Source organism: Burkholderia sp. BCC1999 (genome assembly GCF_905339975.1).
Lineage (GTDB): Bacteria > Pseudomonadota > Gammaproteobacteria > Burkholderiales > Burkholderiaceae > Burkholderia.
This window is the reverse complement of the sequence record NZ_CAJPHP010000018.1, coordinates 142,168-158,209: the sequence shown is the minus strand read 5'-3', so window position 1 is coordinate 158,209 and position 16,042 is coordinate 142,168. Positions and strand designations below refer to the sequence as shown.

Below are 16,042 nucleotides of genomic sequence, written 5' to 3'. Positions count from 1 at the left end.
AAAATGCCCGCCGCGCAATGCGGCGGGCTTGAGCAGACGCGCGAGCCCGCGCCGCGGCGTGGCCGCTCAGCCGCGTGCCGGGATGTTGAGCCCGCGCGCGACGGCCGGACGTGCGACGAACGCGTCGAGCGCGCGCTTGACGTTCCGGAATTCGCTGAAACCGACCAGGTCGCCCGCTTCGTAGAAGCCGACGAGGTTGCGCACCCACGGGAAGATCGCGATGTCGGCGATCGTATAGGTATCGCCCATCACCCACTGGCGGTTCGCGAGATGGGCGTCGAGCACGGCGAGCAGGCGCTTGGACTCGTCGACGTAGCGGTCGCGCGGGCGCTTGTCCTCGTAGTCGCGGCCGGCGAACTTGTGGAAGAACCCGACCTGGCCGAACATCGGCCCGATGCCGCCCATCTGAAACATCACCCACTGGATCGTCTCGTAGCGGCCCGCGAGATCCTTCGGGATCAGCTGGCCGGTCTTGTCCGCGAGATAGAGCAGGATCGCGCCCGATTCGAACAGCGGCAGCGGCTTGCCGTCGGGGCCGTTCGGATCAATGATCGCCGGGATCTTGTTGTTCGGGTTCAGCGACAGGAATTCGGGCGACAACTGGTCGTTCGTGTCGAAGCGCACGAGGTGCGGCTCGTACGGCAGGCCGGTTTCCTCGAGCATGATCGACACCTTGACGCCGTTCGGCGTCGGCAGCGAGTAGAGCTGGAGACGGTCGGGATGCTGGGCCGGCCACTTGTGCGTGATCGGGAAGGCGGACAGGTCGGGCATGAAGGTTCGCTCGTCGAAGTGAAGGATCCGCGCTCCGCCGCGCTGCCACGCGGATGGACCGCGGTGCGGCGGCGGGCCGGAGCGCGCCGAAAACGCCCACTGTAGCCGATCCCCGGAATCGATGCAGGCGTCGGCCCGCTCGTCCCGCGCCATCCCGCCTGAAGCAGCCCGAAGCCGTCAGAAGTTGTGCCGCAGCCCGATCATCGCGGCCGTCGTGCCGACGCCGGGCGCGACCGGCTGCCCGTACACGAGCATCTGGTCCATCGTGCCGCGGTTGTTCACGCGGCCGACCTGCGCATAGACCATCGTCCGCTTCGACAGGCTGTAGTCGGCTGCAAGCACGACCGCCGTCGAGCGGTTTTCCGAGCGGTTGCGGTCCTTCAGGTAGTACACGGCGGACGTGACCTGCAACGCGGGCGTGAAGCGATAGCCGACGCCGGCCGACAGCATGTCGAGGTTCACCTTGTCCGCGTGCGACGGATTCCTGCCGTTGCCGTACGACGCCGACACCGAAAAGTCGTGGATCGTGTACTTCGCGCCGACGTAAAAGAAGCGGTTGTTGTCGACGCCGGTCGGCGCGACGCCCGGCGCCGGATTCGTGTCGTGCCCGTTGTAGTAGACGGCCGACGCGTTCAACCCGTAGTTCGCATACCTGAGCACGACGGATTCGCGCGTGCCGCCCTGGAACTGCCCGGCGACGCCGCCCGGCGCGTATTCGAGCGCGATCGACGCGCCCGCGAACGTCGGCGACTGGTAGACGAGCGCGTTGCTGTCGTACAGCGCGCCGATCGCGCCGTTGGTGCTCGTGCCCGGCCAGCCGGCCGCGGTGTTCAGGCCGAGCCAGGCGGTCAGCACGCTGCCGAAGAACTGCGCGTTGCGCACGTCGGTGTCGGCCATCGCGTAGATCATCGGCACGATCTGGCGGCCGGCCGTGAACGCACCGAACGGGCCCGACACGCCGAGCGACGCGACCTGGTTGAAGATCGCGACGGCGCCCGGCGTGTCGCTCAGTTGCAATTTGCCGGTGCCGCTGTCGAACGAACCCTGCAGCTTGAAATTGACCTTGTAGCCGCCGCCGATGTCCTCGCTGCCGCGAATGCCCCAGAAGCTCGAATAGATGCCGCCGTCCTTCATGCGGAACACCTTGCCGGTATTCGGCGCGCTCGGGCTGAACGACGCGGCCGACGTGCTCTGGTACAGCAGGCCCGAGTCGATCACGCCGTAGAGCGTGACGGAGGATTGCGCGTGCGCGAGGGCCGAACAGCCGGCAAGCGCCGCGAGCGCGGCCAGTTTCGTCTTCATGGAGTCTCCGGGGTTGTCGTGGCCGGAACGGGTTCGAGCCCGCCCCGGTAAAGCGGGGAAACATCAAGGCAGGCGGGCAGGCGCGACATGGAGCGCCGGTGCGAGCCATGCGGAAAGACTACGCAACGGCGCGTGGCCGCTCCCCCCCATGCGCGGGGGGCAGGGTTGCGGAGAATCGAAGGAGGGAGGGCAGCTACGCTGCCGCGGGAGGCCGGCTCAAACGCGCGTCAGGGCGCGCTTTCGAGCAGCCCGAGCACCAGCGCACGGCGCACCGCATGCTTGCGCGAGCTGGCGTCGAGCTTGCCGAACAGGTTCTTCAGGTGCCATTTCACGGTTTCCTCGCCGACGGCGAGTGCGACCGCGATCTCCTTGTTCGACAGGTTGCGCGCGAGCAGCTCGAGGATCGCGCGCTCCTTCGGCGTCAGCACGACGCTCGGCACCGCGCGCGGGCTCGCCACGCCGCGCGGCGCGGGCGGCACGATGCGCGGCTGCGGCAGCGCGTGCCGCGCGGGGCCGGCGCCGGCGGCCGCCTCGTCGCCGACGCGACGCGCCCAGTCGGCGACGGCCGGATGCGCGTCGGCGAGCGTGCGGGTGAGCCCGAACATGTCGGCGAGATTCATCGCCTCGTCGAGGAGCGCGCGGCCGCCGCGCCCCGACTGTTCGAGCGCGAACGCGCTGAGCGCCATGATCTCGATGCGCTCGCGCCCCATGCTCATTTCACGCGCCAGCACGGCCGCTTCGTCGAGCGCCGCGCTTGCATCGTCCCAGCGGCGCGCGGCGAGCGCCGCGCCCGCGTGCGCGGTCGCCTGCAGCAGCACGACGGGGCGGCGCCACAGCGGCCCGTGCGCCGGAAACTCGGCCGCGGCGATCGCGTCGATCCGTTCGACGAGCGCATGGCAGGTCGCCTCGCGATAGCGCGCCGCGTGAATGCGCACCTGTTCGGCGAGGCTCGCGACCGACAGGCGCGGCAGCCGGCGCGCGACACCCATCGCATCGAGCGCTTCGAGCAGGTCGATCGCGCGGTGCTCGACACCGCGCAGCAACGCGATGCGCGCGGCCGTGCGATAGCCGAGCAGCACGGTGTCGGGCGTGCCGGCGTGTTCGAGCACGTCGAGCCGGTTCGCGAGCAACGCGGCGGCCTGGTCGACGCGGTCGGCCTCGTACGCGATCGCCGCGCACATCGCCGCGAGCATGCAGGTCAGCGGATGGCGTCGCCCGAGATCGGCTTCCGCGCGCGCCAGCGCCGGCGCCAGCACATCGTCCGCGAGCCGGATCTGGCCTTCGCGCAGGTAGCTCAGGCCCGTGATCAGCTCGCCCCAGCGCGCGACGTAGCCGAACCCGGCCGCCGTTTCACCGCGCGGCGCGGCCTGCTGGAACCGGCGTGCCTGCGCCGGTTCGCCAACGATGATCGCGCGCGCCGACAGCCGGTTCGCGTGCATCTGCGCGAGCCACGTCGCTGCCGGCGGCGTGAAGTCGGCCCACGGCTCGAACAGCTCGACGAAGCGATCGATTTCGTCGGCGTAATACGCGGCCGCGCTCAGGATCAGCGCGCATTCGTAGCGCATCGCGGCCGGTGTGCCGTTATCCGCGAGGATGCCCGCGATCTGGCGCCGCGCCTCGACATGGCGCTCGCCGAGCGCCAGCGCCCACGCAACCGCAATCCGCAGCGTCGGGCGCTTGTCGAGCTCCGCGTCGGGCAGCAGGGCCAGCCAGTCGAGCACGTCGTTGATGCGGCCCTGCTTGATCGCATCCTCGAGGCAGCGCTGCGCGAGCGCGTACGCGGTCTCGAACTGGCCGGCCGCGTACGCGTGGCGCGCGGCTTCCTCGGTCATCCCGTGGGCATCGAGCCATGCCGCCGCGCGCGCATGCAGCGTGCTGCGCTCGGCGTCGGCGCGGGTGGCCAGGCGGTCGCGCAGCGTGTCGCGCACGAGCGGATGCAGACGGCACCAGTCCGAATCGTCCGAGGCAATGAACAGCGGCGTGTCGCGCGCGAGCCGCGCGAGCCGGTCGGGCGCGTGCGCATCGTCGAGCAGCGCCGCGCACAGCGACGGATGCAGGCGATCGGCGACGCTCGTGCGCGTCAGGAACGCGGTGTCTTCCGCCGACTGGTTCGCGAGCAGCAGCTCGACGAGCCGGTCGCGCGTGCCGTCCATCCGTGCGGCGAGCGCATCGACCGCCTGGCGCGGGTCGGCCGAGCGCGCCATCGCGGCCATCGCGAGCTGCAGCCCGAGCGGCCAGCCGTCGACACGCTCGAACAGCCGTGCGCACGCGTCGGCGTCCACCCGTTGCGCAAAGCGTGCGCCAACCAGCGCGATCGTCTCGTCGAGCGTGAAGCGCAGCCAGTCGGGGCCCGCGAGCGTGCATTGGCCGCCGGCGAGCAGGTCGCCGGCCGCGTGATCGAGCCCGCGCCGCGCGGCGACGACGACATGCAGGTTCTGCGGCGCGTTGTGCAGCACGTAGGTCAGCGCCTCGAGGCCAGCGGCCGGCAGCCGCTCGGCGTCGTCGACGATCAGCAGCGCGTCGATCGACAGTTGGGCGACTTCGGCGAGCCACGCGGTCAGGCCGTCCAGCGCGCGTGCCGCACCGCCCGGGACCAGCCGCCCGAAGCCGGGCCGCGCGCAACCGGTGCGCACCGCCTGGACGAGCCCCTGCAGCAGCCGCGGTGTGTCGTCGCGCTCGTCGGCCGACAGCCACACGACCGCGCGGCCGAGTGCAAGGGCCTCGCGGCGCCACTGCGCGAGCAGCGACGTCTTGCCGTACCCGGCCGGCGCCTGCACGAGCGTGACCGGCCGGCCGTCGAATGCAGGCGCGGCGAGGCTCAGCCGCGCGCGGGCGAGCAACTGCGCCGGCACACGCGGCGCGGTCGTCTTCAGGACCAGTTCGGTGGGGGGCGCGTCGGCGCGATCGGGTGGGTGGGCCATCGGGCTGCTGTCGGAGTCCGGCGCCGGCCGTGCAGGCCAGCGTCCGGGGTGGGCGTGGGGGGAAGGATCGGTCGAACCGCGTTCGCCCGTCAATCCCCCCCGCGACGAGTGGGGCCGCCCCCGCAACGCGTCGATAGCATGGGTTCCAATGCATGACGAACACCACGAGGAGCCCACCCATGAAGATCGTATCGACCGGCACGCGGCGCAACGCGCCGACCGCCGGATAAGCGGAGCGGCACGATGTACCGCCATCTGCTCGTGATGGTCGACGGCGTGCCCGGCGGCATCGACGCGATCGGCCATGCGCTCGAACTGGCGCGCGCGGTCGGCGCACGCGTCACGTTCGTGCTGCCCGGCACCGCGCCGGACTCGCGTTTATCCGGAGCGCGGCTGCCGGAACACGGTGCGAAAGTGGAAGCCGCCGCCCGGGCGCAGGGCCTGTCCCATGCGATCGCGGGGGCCGGCCATCCGGCGGCCGGCGATCCGGCGGCCGGCCATCCGGAAAGCGGCGACGCATCGCCCGGCGCGCTTGCCGGCACGCTCGGCTGCGACCTGATCGGCGTCGCGGCGCTGCCGCCCGATGCCGATGCGGCGGCCTGTGCGCAGCGACAGCAGTTGCTCGCGACGAGCGGCGTGCCGGTGCTCGTCTGCACGTCGCACCGGACGCCCGCCGAGGCGCGCGTGATGGCGCGTTGTCTCGACGCGCATCGCATGGTCGGCGTGCTGCTGCAGGCGCTGATGGCGTCCGGCGCAGCCACGAGCGGGCCGCAGCGGCAAGCAGTCGACGCGCAGCGTGCGCTGGCCTCGCTCGCCGCGCTGCAGAACGCGCGTTTCGGCACGGACGCCGAAGCGCGGCTCTTCGCGGTATTACGTGTCCGCGCGGAGTGCGTCGCGGCCGAGCTGGACGAACTCGACCGCCAGCGGCAACGCGATGCGCAGGCGCTCGACGCGCTCGGCCGGATCGCCGCGGACGGGCTGCCGTCGGCCGCATTCGATGCGGCGCTCGCGCGCTATGCGCACGGCGCGTTCGAGCAGATGGGGCGGATGGAAGGCGTGATTTTTCCCGCCGCGCGGCGCTACCTGGGCGACGCCGACTGGAGCGACCTGGACGAACCGCCGGCGGACCGCGCAACCGCGCCGCCGCCCGGCATGAATGAACCCGACGATGCGCGACGCGCATCGGACTGACAACATACGGAGAACACGATGGCACATGCAGTGCGATTTCACGAAACCGGCGGCCCCGACGTGCTGCGCTGGGAAGCAGTCGACGTCGGCGATCCGGGCGCTGGCCAGGTGCGCCTGCGGCACGAGGCCGTCGGACTGAATTTCGCCGACACGTATTTCCGCAGCGGCCTGTATCCGGTGCCGCTGCCGGCCGGCATCGGCGTCGAGGCGGCCGGCGTGGTCGACGCAGTCGGCCCCGGCGTGACGAACGTCGCCGTCGGCGATCGCGTGACCTACACGGGCTTCCTGAACACGCTCGGCGCGTACAGCACCGAGCGGCTGATCCCGGCCGCGCCGCTCGTCCGGCTGCCGGCCGGCATCTCGTGCGAAACGGCCGCCGCGATGACGATGCGCGGACTCACGTCGGCCTACCTGCTGCGTCGCATCCACGCGTTCGCGCCGGGCGACACGATCCTGCTGCATGCGGCCGCCGGCGGCGTCGGGCTGATCGTGTCGCAATGGGCGAAGCTGCTCGGGCTCACGGTGATCGGCACCGTGTCGAGCGAGCACAAGGCCGCGATCGCCCGTGCCCACGGCTGCGACCATACGATCGACTACAGCCGCGAGGACGTCGCGAAGCGCGTGCGCGAACTGACGGACGGCGCGGGCGTCGACGTCGTGTTCGACAGCGTCGGCAAGGACACTTTCGAAGGCTCGCTCGATTCGCTGAAGCGGCGCGGGCTGATGGTGTGCGTCGGCACCGCGTCGGGCCCGATCCCGCCGTTCGATCCGCAGCGCCTCGCGATGAAGGGCTCGCTGTACCTGACGCGCCCGGCGCTGGCCGACTACATCGCCGATCCGGCCGAGAAGAACGACCTCGCCGGCGAACTGTTCGCGCACGTCGCGGCCGGCCGCATCAGGATCGAGATCAACCAGCGCTATGCGCTGCAGGATGCCGCGCAAGCACACCGCGATCTCGAATCGCGCAAGACGACCGGTTCGTCGGTGTTCATCGTCTGAGGAGACGCGCATGCGAGTCGAACCCCTGACCTGCGCGATCGGCGCGGAACTGCTGGATGTGAGCCTCGCCGACGCCGTGCACGACGACGGCCTGTTCGCCGAGCTCCGCGCGCAGTTGCTGCGGCATCGCGTGCTGTTCCTGCGCGATCAGGACATCACGCGCGCCGAGCACGTTGCGTTCGCGCGGCGCTTCGGCGAGCTCGAGGATCATCCGGTCGCCGGCAGCGATCCCGAGCACCCGGGGCTCGTGCGGATCTACAAGTCGCCCGACCAGCCGAACGACCGCTACGAGAACGCGTGGCACAGCGATGCGAGCTGGCGCGTGGCGCCGCCATTCGGCTGCGTGCTGCGCTGCATCGAGGGTCCGCCGGTTGGCGGCGACACGATGTGGGCGAACATGGTGCTCGCATACGAGAACCTGCCGGACCACGTGAAGCAGCAGATCGCCGACTTGCGCGCGCGCCACAGCATCGAGGCGAGCTTCGGCGCGGCGATGCCGATCGACCGCCGCCTCGCGTTGAGGGCGCAGTACCCGGACGCCGAGCATCCGGTCGTGCGCACGCATCCGGAAACCGGCGAGAAGGTGCTGTACGTGAACGCGTTCGCGACGCATTTCACGAATTTCCACACGCCCGGCCGCGTGCGCTTCGGCCAGGATGCGAACCCCGGCGCCGGCCAGTTGCTGCAGTACCTGATCAGCCAGGCCTATATCCCCGAATACCAGGTGCGCTGGCGCTGGAAGAAGAACAGCGTCGCGATCTGGGACAACCGCAGCACGCAGCATTACGCGGTGATGGACTACCCGCCGTGCGTGCGCAGGATGGAGCGCGCGGGCATCGTCGGCGACGTGCCGTTCTGAGCGCGCCCGCACCTTAACCGACTCGCAACCCTACATACGACGCGCCGGGCTCGCCGCCCGGCACGGCGGGATACGCACGCCCGTACGCCTGCACTAGAACGATTTCCACTGGAGGACGACATGCAATTTCTCGACGATTCGCTGCACCCGGAAAACCAGGACAAGGTGGTCATCACGGTCGCGCCGTATGGCCCGGAATGGATGCCCGCCGATTTTCCGGAAGACATTCCGGTGACGATGGACGAGCACGTGCAGAAGGCCGTCGACTGCTACAACGCAGGCGCGACGGTGCTGCACCTGCATGTGCGCGAACTCGACGGCAAGGGCAGCAAGCGACTGTCCAAATTCAACGAACTGCTCGGCCGGCTGCGCGAGGCGGTGCCCGACATGATCCTGCAGGTCGGCGGCTCGATCTCGTTCGCGCCGGAAGGGGACGGCGCGGAAGCGAAATGGCTGTCCGACGACACGCGCCACATGCTCGCCGAGCTGACGCCGAAGCCCGACCAGGTGACGGTCGCGATCAACACCGTGCAGATGAACATCACCGAGCTGATGAACCGCAAGGACATCGCCGGCACGTCGCTGAACGAAGCCGCGCTGTGGGACGCGTACCGCGAGATGACGGTGCCGGCCGGCCCCGGCTGGGTCGACGAACACCTGCGCCGGCTGCAGGCGGCCGGCATCCAGCCGCATTTCCAGCTGACCGGCATGCATGCGCTCGAAACGCTCGAGCGGATCATCCGGCGCGGCGTCTATCGCGGCCCGCTGAACGTCACGTGGGTCGGCATCGGCGGCGGCTTCGACGGTCCCAATCCGTACAACTTCATGGAATTCGTGCGGCGCTGTCCGGACGGTGCGTGCATCACGCTCGAATCGCTGATGAAGAACGTGCTGCCGATCAACACGGTCGCGATGGCGCTGGGCCTGCATCCGCGCTGCGGGATCGAGGACACCATCATCGACCAGAAGGGCAACCGGATGACGTCGGTGCAGCAGGTCGAGCAGTGCGCGCGGATCGCACGCGAACTCGGCCGCGACATCGCGACCGGCAAGGAAGCCAAGGCGATCTACCGGATCGGCGTGCAGTACGACGGCATCGACGAGACGCTCGCGCAGCTCGGGATGGCGCCGAACCGCCGGCCGGGCCAGGTGAGCGTGCCGCTGCGCGCGGCCTGACGCGCTGCGCATCCGGGCGGCTCGCCAGCGCGGCAGCCGCCTGCCGATCGTTGTGGCGCGGCACCCACCCCTGCGCATGGTGCAGGGCGGACTCCGGTCGACGGAGCGGGGCCGCGCAAGCCGCGCCGGCGCATTGTCGCCCCGGTGCCGGAGGAGACACGCATGTTGATTCATCATGTCGAGCCGTCGCTGCAGGACCTGACGGCCACCGAGCGGCGCGCGCCTGCGTATGCGTGGCTGGTGTTCGGACTGACCGTCGGGCTGCTGCTGTCGGACTACATGTCGCGGCAGGTGCTCAACGCGGTGTTTCCGCTGCTCAAGCACGCGTGGGCGCTGTCGGACACGCAGCTCGGTTCGCTCTCCGGCGTCGTCGCGCTGCTGGTCGGCCTGCTGACGTTTCCGCTGTCGGTCCTCGCCGACTGCTTCGGGCGCGTGCGCAGCATCGTACTGATGGCCGCGTTGTGGAGCGTCGCGACACTCGGTTGCGCGCTGTCGACCAACTACGCGGAAATGCTGGTCGCGCGCGGCCTCGTCGGGCTCGGTGAGGCCGCGTACGGCAGCGTCGGCGTCGCGCTGATCCTCAGCATCTTTCCGGCCCGGCTGCGCGCGACGCTGACCGGCGCATTCATGGCAGGCGGCGCGTTCGGCTCGGTGTTCGGGATGGCGCTCGGCGGGCTCGTCGGTGCACATCTCGGCTGGCGCTGGTCGTTCGGCGTGATGGCCGCGCTCGGCATCGTGCTGCTCGTCGCGTATCGCTGCGTGGTGACCGAGCGGCGGCTCGCCGCGTGCCGCATCGAACCGTGCCGTCGCGACGTCGACGCACCGCACGACCTGCGCGGCAGCATGCGTGCGCTGATGTCGGGGCTGTTCGCATCGCGCTCGGTGATCTGCGCGTATCTCGGCAGCGGGCTGCACCTGTTCGTGCCGGGCGCGCTGTTCGCGTGGCTGCCGAGCTACCTGAACCGCTACTACGCGATGGCGCCCGACCGCGCGGCCGTGCTCGCGGCCGGCTTCGTGCTGATCGCGGGTGTCGGGATGGTCGGCTGCGGGATCGTCACCGACCGCGTCGGGCGCGCCGACGGCTCGCGCAAATGGCTGACCGCGATCGCCTATTGCGTATTGACGGGCATCTGCCTCGCGATCGCGTTCCGGCTGCCGCCGGGGCCGCTACAGCTCGCGCTGATTTGCGCGGGCATGCTGGTCGGCGCGGGCGCGTCCGGCGCATCGGGTGCGATGGTCGCGAACCTGACGCCGGCCGCGATCCACGCGTCGGCTTTCGCGACGCTCACGCTCGCGAACAACCTGCTCGGCATGGCGCCGGGCCCGCTGCTGACGGGGTGGGTCGCCGATCGCGCCGGCCTCGTCGGCGCACTTCAATGGATTGCCGTCGTGCCGCTCGCGGCCGCCGTGCTGTTCGCGATCGGACGCGCAAGTTACGCGGCCGATCTCGCGCGCGTCGAACGTGAACGGCGCGCATCTCAACTTTCCTGAACCCTCCCGGAGGCAGCATGACCCTGGCGACCGCGCCCACCATCCTGATCGTGCCCGGCTTGCGCGATCACGTCGAAGACCACTGGCAGACGCATCTCGAACGGCGCTTGCCGAATGCGCGCTCCGTCGCGCCGCTCGAAGCCGACAAGCTGAGCCGCGCCGCACGCGTCGCGGCACTCGATGCGGCACTCGCCGAGATCGACGGCCCGGTGATCCTGGTCGCGCACAGCGCGGGCGTGATGATTACCGTGCACTGGGCGCGGCAGGCCACGCGCGCGATTCACGGCGCGCTGCTCGCGGCGCCCGCCGATCTCGATAGCCCGATGCCCGCCGGCTATCCGTCGCCCGACGCGATCGACGCACATGGCTGGACGCCCGTGCCGATGCAGCGGCTGCCGTTCCCGAGCATCGTCGCCGCGAGCCGGAACGATCCGCTCGCGCGCTTCGAGCGCGCCGAGGCGTTCGCGGCCGGGTGGGGCAGCCAGCTTGTCGATCTCGGCGAAGTGGGGCACCTGAACCCGGCGTCCGGCTTCGGCGAGTGGCGTGATGCGGAACGGTTGATCGAAGAGGTGATGACGCTGGGTGAAGGCGACTCACCCATGAGGAACTGATATTCGGGCATCGTTTGCCGGCCTTGGGCCGTTTTCGTCCATTCATCGGACGCCATGAATGACAGCGACGCGACCGCTACATCCGATTGACGGATAGTCGGCCGATCGCTGTCTTTTTTTTGGGGCGGAATGCTGTCATGGATACCAAACGAGAGCTGCTGTACGGCGTTGAGTTGAAACCCCGCCCGATCGTGCGTCTCACCAACGAGGTCAAGGCTTCGTCCGAAGCCGCGAAGAGCGACGTGCTACGCGCGGCGCGAAAAGTCATTTCCGAACACCGCGATGTGTTGATCGCTCTGAAGGGCCGCTGATCGAGCGGACCGGCCCAACGCTGACGGCGCCGAGCCACTGGGAGGCCCGTTGAATCCGCTTCGCCAGGATTGGCCCCATGGAGATATGACGTCGCAAGACGACAGGATGTCCAGTCGCGATCTCAGGCCTATCTTGTCCGGTAACCGAATTACCATCCACCGGAAGGTGTTTGTCAGGGAAAGTCCCGCCCCGGGCTGCTCGGGTTTTTGTTGACCGACATCGTATAACGCCGTCATGATTTCCTGAAAAGAAAGGTCCCATCCACCGACCGAAGTGAGGAGACATGAACACCACCACGATCGCTCGCCGTGTCCGCCGGATCGCACTCGCACTGGGTTTCACGCTGTCTGCCGCGGCGGCCGTCGCGGCTCCCGTGTCACTGAATATCGTCGACGTCGCAGGTAACCTGCAGCTCACGCAGAAGGCCATCGAGGCGTTCCGGGACAAGAACCCGACCCTCGTGTCGAACGTCACGTTCACGAATGCGCCGGCGCCGCAGCTGCCGGGCAAGATCAAGGCGATGCAGGCGGCGGGGCGCTCCGACATCGACCTCGTGCTGACGGGCACCGACGCACTCGCCGCCGGCATCGAACAGAACCTGTGGCGCAAGCTCCTGCCCGACGACGCGGCCGCGTTCCCCGGCGTGCTCGACAGATACGCACCCGGCCCGCGCAAGATGCAGGATCTCGCGCAAGGCTTCGGCCTCGAAGTCACCTACATGCCGGCCGGCCCGCTGCTCGAATACAACCCGGCGAAGGTCAGCGACCCGCCGAAGACGCCCGATCAACTGCTCGCCTGGTGCAAGGCGCACCCGAACAAGCTGATCTATGCGCGCCCGGCGAACTCGGGCCCCGGCCGCACGTTCCTGATGGGGCTGCCGTACGTGCTCGGCGACAAGAATCCGCAGGATCCGATCAACGGCTGGGACAAGACCTGGGCGTTCCTGAAGGCATTGAACGACTGCGTGCCGTACTACCCGGGCGGCACGTCGGCGGTGATGAAGGAGCTCGGCGAAGGTACGCGCGACATGACCGTGACCGTCACGGGCTGGGACCTCAACCCGCGCGCGCTCGGCATCGTGCCGGCCGAGTTCAGGATCCAGGCGTTCGACAACATGACGTGGGTCAACGACGCGCACTACATGGTGATCCCGAAGGGTGTGCCGAAGGAAAAGCTCGACGTGCTGTTCAAGCTGATGAACTTCCTGCTCGAACCGGCGCAGCAGGCCATGACGTACGACGACGGCTACTTCTATCCGGGCCCGGCGGTCAAGGGCGTGACGCTCGAGATGGCCCCCGCGCACAGCCAGGAAGTCGTGCGCAAGTTCGGCCGCCCCGAGTACGCGAAGCTGCTCGCCGAGCGCCCGCACGTGCAGCCGCTCAGTGCGCAGGCGATGGTTGCCGCGTTCCAGAAATGGGATCGCGAGATCGGTTCGCAGAAGTCGAAGTGACGCCTGAACCGGCGGGCGCCACGGCGCCCGCGTCGATGGAGTTCGCGCAATGAAGCACAGTTTCGAACGGTTGCGGCTCGACGGCGTGTGTCGCAGTTTCACCAATGCGCAAGGCGCGCAGGTCGCCGCGCTGAACGGGCTCGATCTCGAGATCCGGCGCGGCGAATTCATCGCGCTGCTCGGCCCGTCGGGCTGTGGCAAGTCCACCGCGCTGAACTGCATCGCGGGGCTCCAGCCGCTGACGAGCGGTGGCATCTGGCTCGACGACACGCGCATCGACGTGCTGCCGCCCGAGCGGCGTGGCTTCGGGATGGTGTTCCAGAACTACGCGCTGTTTCCGCACATGTCGGTGCTCGACAACGTCGGCTTCGGCCTCAAGATGCGCGGCATGCCTAAGCAGGAAGCGCGGCGGCGCGCGCACCAGGCGCTCGAACTCGTGCAGCTCGTCGGCCACGAGGGCAAGCTGCCGGGACAACTGTCGGGCGGGCAGCAGCAGCGCGTCGCGATTGCGCGCGCGATCGTGATCGAGCCGCCGCTCGTGCTGATGGACGAACCGCTGTCGAACCTCGACACGAAGCTGCGCATCGAGATGCGCGCCGAGATCCGCCGCATCCACACGCAGCTCGAACGCGCGACGATCTACGTGACGCACGACCAGGACGAAGCGTTGTCGATGGCCGACCGCATCGTCGTGATGAAGGAGGGCGTCGTGCAGCAGGTCGCGTCGCCGAAAGACGTCTATACGCGCCCGCACAACCTGCACGTCGCGCGCTTCATGGGCTACCGCAACGTGTTGCCGTTCGCGCTCGAAGGAATGGCCGGCGATCACGTCCGGGTCGCCGCCGGCGGCGTACGGCTCACGGGCGTACCGATGGCCGGCTTCGACGCGAAGGATGTCGTGGTCGCACTGCGCCCCGACGACATCGAGCGCGCCGACGAAAGCGGCGACAATGCGTTCGACGCGACCGTCGAAACGGTCGAATACGGCGGCCGCGACTCGCTGATCCGTGCGGTCACGCCGTTCGGCGCGATCTGGGCGCGCGTCGCCGGCGAATTCGCGGAAGGCGAGCGGTTGCGGCTGCGCATCGCGCCTGCCCGTACGCTCGTCTACGCAGCGGAGCCGACATGAGCACGCTCGCGTCCGGCACGCCGCGCGACGCGAAGGCGTGGCTCGTCACACCCGCGCTCGCGTTCATCGCCGCGCTGTTCATCTATCCGTTCGCGTACGGTCTCGTGCTGTCGTTCCAGCCGATGAACGGCGGCGGCGCGCTCGCGAACTACGTGCAGTTCTTCACCGATACCGCGATGTGGCCGACCGTGCTCGTCACGCTGAAGCTCGCGGTGCCGGCGACGCTGCTCAACGTCGGCATCGCGGTGCCCGTCGCGTTTGCACTGCGCCGCCATTCGCCGTACCAGAAGTTCGTCACGACGCTGCTCGTGATTCCCGTCACGCTCGGCACGGTGCTCGTCGCCGACGGGATGCTCACGTATTTCGGGCCGAACGGCTGGTTCCCGCAGGCGCTGCAGGGGCTGCACCTGTACACCGACGAAGTGCGCCTCACGCACAACTACTGGGGCGTGCTGCTGTCGCTTATCGTGTCGGGCTTTCCGTTCGCCTTCCTGCTGATGCTGTCGTACATCAGCGGCATCGACCCGACGCTCGCGCGCGCAGCGGCCACGCTCGGCGCGAACCCGTGGCAGCAGTTCCGGCAGATCTACCTGCCGCTGCTCGTGCCGGGGCTCACGATGGCCGCGTGCCTGTCGTTCGTGCAGGCGTTCTCGGTGTTCCCGTCGGCCGTGCTGCTCGGCGCGCCGGCCGGGCCGACGCGCGTGATCTCGATCGCGGCGGCCGAAGCCGCGTTCGAGAGCTACGACTATTCGCTCGCGTCGGCGATCGCGATCGTGATGGGCTTCGTCCAGTTGCTGGTGGTCGCGTCGATGCTCGGCGCGCGCCGCTTCTTCTATACGGGCGCGGTGACGGGAGGCAAGGGCTGATGGCGACCGACAATCATGCCGCTCGCGCGTGGCCGCCGAAACCCGACGCACCTGACACACGGCCCGTCGACGCTGGGAAACCGCACCGGATGAAAGGCAACCTCGCCGGTCGTGCGTGGAAGGCGCTCGTCTGGGGGCTGATGGCGTTCTTCCTGCTGAACGTGCTGCTGCTGATCGCGACCGTCGCGGTGAACTCGGTCGCGACGCGCTGGTTCGGCACGCCGCTGCCGCAAGGCTTCACGCTGCACTGGTACGCGAAGGCGTGGGAGGACTTCCAGCTCGCGAGCGTGCTGTGGGTGACCGTCGAGGTCGTCGGCGCGGTCGTGCTGCTGTCGATCGCGCTCGGCGTGCCGGCCGCGTATGCGCTCGCGCGCGTGCAGTTCCGCGGCAAGCGCTTCGCGCTGCTGGTGTTCCTGCTGCCGCTGATGGTGCCGCCCGTCACGTACGGGATTCCGATGGCGACCGTGATGTACAAGGTCGGGCTCGCCGGCACGCTGCCCGGCGTGATCCTCGCGAACCTCGTGCCGGCGCTGCCGTTCGTGATCCTCGTGATGACGCCGTTCATCGAGCAGATCGACCCGAACCTCGAAGCCGCCGCGCGCATCTTCGGCGCGAACACGTGGCGCTATTTCCGCTACGTGCTGCTGCCGCTGCTGGTGCCCGGCATGCTCGCGGCCGGGCTGCTCGTGCTGGTGCGCACGATCGGGATGTTCGAGCTGACGTTCTTCACCGCGGGGCCGAGCACGCAGACGCTCGTCGTCGCGCTGTATTACGCGGTGTTCTCGACCGGCGTGCGCGCGCCGCAGTCGATCGACGCGATGGCGATGATCTACATGGCCATCACGCTCGTATGGGTCGTGATCGCGCTGCAGTTCGTGAGCCCGACGCAGCTGGTCAGCCGCGTGAAGCAGGAGCGCCAGTAGGCGAGGGCGTCGCACGGTCGTGCCGGGCATCCGTGCAATTG

14 protein-coding genes are annotated in these 16,042 nt (G+C 69.3%); 11 read left to right on the top strand and 3 right to left on the bottom strand.

All coding sequences use genetic code 11. The annotated features are described in order from the left end of the window. Positions 1 to 66: 66 nt before the first annotated feature. From U5809_RS25020 to U5809_RS25010, 3 genes are all read right to left on the bottom strand, one after another. Positions 67 to 771: a glutathione S-transferase N-terminal domain-containing protein gene (locus U5809_RS25020; RefSeq protein WP_322088488.1), complete on the bottom strand. Its 705-nt coding sequence runs from the start codon at positions 769 to 771 to the stop codon at positions 67 to 69. Positions 772 to 948: 177 nt separating this feature from the next. Next, the gene (locus tag U5809_RS25015) at positions 949 to 2,073 is read right to left on the bottom strand and encodes a porin (protein ID WP_322088487.1); all 1,125 of its coding nucleotides are present in this window, start codon (positions 2,071 to 2,073) and stop codon (positions 949 to 951) included. 227 nt (positions 2,074 to 2,300) lie between these two features. Next, positions 2,301 to 4,994, bottom strand: a complete 2,694-nt coding sequence (locus U5809_RS25010) for a LuxR C-terminal-related transcriptional regulator (RefSeq protein ID WP_322088486.1) — start codon at positions 4,992 to 4,994, stop codon at positions 2,301 to 2,303. Positions 4,995 to 5,237: 243 nt separating this feature from the next. Here U5809_RS25010 and U5809_RS25005 point away from each other — a divergent pair, with 243 nt between their 5' ends. From U5809_RS25005 to U5809_RS24955, 11 genes are all read left to right on the top strand, one after another. Next, complete coding sequence (locus tag U5809_RS25005; RefSeq protein ID WP_322088485.1) at positions 5,238 to 6,185, top strand: universal stress protein; 948 nt, start codon at positions 5,238 to 5,240, stop codon at positions 6,183 to 6,185. 18 nt (positions 6,186 to 6,203) lie between these two features. Beyond that, the gene (locus U5809_RS25000; protein WP_021159633.1) at positions 6,204 to 7,184 is read left to right on the top strand and encodes a quinone oxidoreductase family protein; all 981 of its coding nucleotides are present in this window, start codon (positions 6,204 to 6,206) and stop codon (positions 7,182 to 7,184) included. A 10-nt stretch (positions 7,185 to 7,194) separates the two neighbouring features. Next, a complete protein-coding gene (locus U5809_RS24995) occupies positions 7,195 to 8,043 on the top strand; it encodes a TauD/TfdA dioxygenase family protein (RefSeq protein WP_322088484.1) in 849 nt (282 codons plus the stop codon). Between the two features lie 120 nt (positions 8,044 to 8,163). Further along, positions 8,164 to 9,219 (top strand): 3-keto-5-aminohexanoate cleavage protein, encoded by a 1,056-nt coding sequence (locus U5809_RS24990; protein WP_282504977.1) that lies wholly within the window; start codon positions 8,164 to 8,166, stop codon positions 9,217 to 9,219. A 162-nt stretch (positions 9,220 to 9,381) separates the two neighbouring features. After that, positions 9,382 to 10,710: an MFS transporter gene (locus U5809_RS24985; protein WP_322088483.1), complete on the top strand. Its 1,329-nt coding sequence runs from the start codon at positions 9,382 to 9,384 to the stop codon at positions 10,708 to 10,710. Between the two features lie 17 nt (positions 10,711 to 10,727). Beyond that, entirely contained in the window at positions 10,728 to 11,321 is a 594-nt protein-coding gene (locus U5809_RS24980; protein ID WP_322088482.1) for an RBBP9/YdeN family alpha/beta hydrolase, read from the top strand. A 137-nt stretch (positions 11,322 to 11,458) separates the two neighbouring features. After that, a complete protein-coding gene (locus tag U5809_RS24975; protein WP_322088481.1) occupies positions 11,459 to 11,632 on the top strand; it encodes a hypothetical protein in 174 nt (57 codons plus the stop codon). A 284-nt stretch (positions 11,633 to 11,916) separates the two neighbouring features. Next, positions 11,917 to 13,083 (top strand): ABC transporter substrate-binding protein, encoded by a 1,167-nt coding sequence (locus tag U5809_RS24970; RefSeq protein WP_322088480.1) that lies wholly within the window; start codon positions 11,917 to 11,919, stop codon positions 13,081 to 13,083. 49 nt (positions 13,084 to 13,132) lie between these two features. Continuing rightward, the gene (locus tag U5809_RS24965; protein WP_322088479.1) at positions 13,133 to 14,212 is read left to right on the top strand and encodes an ABC transporter ATP-binding protein; all 1,080 of its coding nucleotides are present in this window, start codon (positions 13,133 to 13,135) and stop codon (positions 14,210 to 14,212) included. Beyond that, positions 14,209 to 15,078: a sugar ABC transporter permease gene (locus U5809_RS24960; RefSeq protein ID WP_322088478.1), complete on the top strand. Its 870-nt coding sequence runs from the start codon at positions 14,209 to 14,211 to the stop codon at positions 15,076 to 15,078. Before U5809_RS24965 ends, U5809_RS24960 begins: the two co-directional genes overlap by 4 nt. Beyond that, positions 15,078 to 16,001, top strand: coding sequence for an ABC transporter permease (locus tag U5809_RS24955; RefSeq protein ID WP_322088477.1), 924 nt, complete (start codon positions 15,078 to 15,080; stop codon positions 15,999 to 16,001). Before U5809_RS24960 ends, U5809_RS24955 begins: the two co-directional genes overlap by 1 nt. Positions 16,002 to 16,042: the final 41 nt, after the last annotated feature.

What these genes read in the sequence shown, in the direction of transcription:
- U5809_RS24960 (WP_322088478.1), top strand. Translation starts at nt 14,209, where the DNA reads ATGAGCACGCTCGCGTCCGGCACGCCGCGCGACGCGAAGGCGTGGCTC.
- U5809_RS24990 (WP_282504977.1), top strand. Translation starts at nt 8,164, where the DNA reads ATGCAATTTCTCGACGATTCGCTGCACCCGGAAAACCAGGACAAGGTG.
- U5809_RS24985 (WP_322088483.1), top strand. Translation starts at nt 9,382, where the DNA reads ATGTTGATTCATCATGTCGAGCCGTCGCTGCAGGACCTGACGGCCACC.
- U5809_RS24965 (WP_322088479.1), top strand. Translation starts at nt 13,133, where the DNA reads ATGAAGCACAGTTTCGAACGGTTGCGGCTCGACGGCGTGTGTCGCAGT.
- U5809_RS25005 (WP_322088485.1), top strand. Translation starts at nt 5,238, where the DNA reads ATGTACCGCCATCTGCTCGTGATGGTCGACGGCGTGCCCGGCGGCATC.
- U5809_RS24970 (WP_322088480.1), top strand. Translation starts at nt 11,917, where the DNA reads ATGAACACCACCACGATCGCTCGCCGTGTCCGCCGGATCGCACTCGCA.
- U5809_RS24955 (WP_322088477.1), top strand. Translation starts at nt 15,078, where the DNA reads ATGGCGACCGACAATCATGCCGCTCGCGCGTGGCCGCCGAAACCCGAC.
- U5809_RS24995 (WP_322088484.1), top strand. Translation starts at nt 7,195, where the DNA reads ATGCGAGTCGAACCCCTGACCTGCGCGATCGGCGCGGAACTGCTGGAT.
- U5809_RS25010 (WP_322088486.1), bottom strand. Translation starts at nt 4,994, where the DNA reads ATGGCCCACCCACCCGATCGCGCCGACGCGCCCCCCACCGAACTGGTC.
- U5809_RS24975 (WP_322088481.1), top strand. Translation starts at nt 11,459, where the DNA reads ATGGATACCAAACGAGAGCTGCTGTACGGCGTTGAGTTGAAACCCCGC.
- U5809_RS25015 (WP_322088487.1), bottom strand. Translation starts at nt 2,073, where the DNA reads ATGAAGACGAAACTGGCCGCGCTCGCGGCGCTTGCCGGCTGTTCGGCC.
- U5809_RS25020 (WP_322088488.1), bottom strand. Translation starts at nt 771, where the DNA reads ATGCCCGACCTGTCCGCCTTCCCGATCACGCACAAGTGGCCGGCCCAG.
- U5809_RS25000 (WP_021159633.1), top strand. Translation starts at nt 6,204, where the DNA reads ATGGCACATGCAGTGCGATTTCACGAAACCGGCGGCCCCGACGTGCTG.
- U5809_RS24980 (WP_322088482.1), top strand. Translation starts at nt 10,728, where the DNA reads ATGACCCTGGCGACCGCGCCCACCATCCTGATCGTGCCCGGCTTGCGC.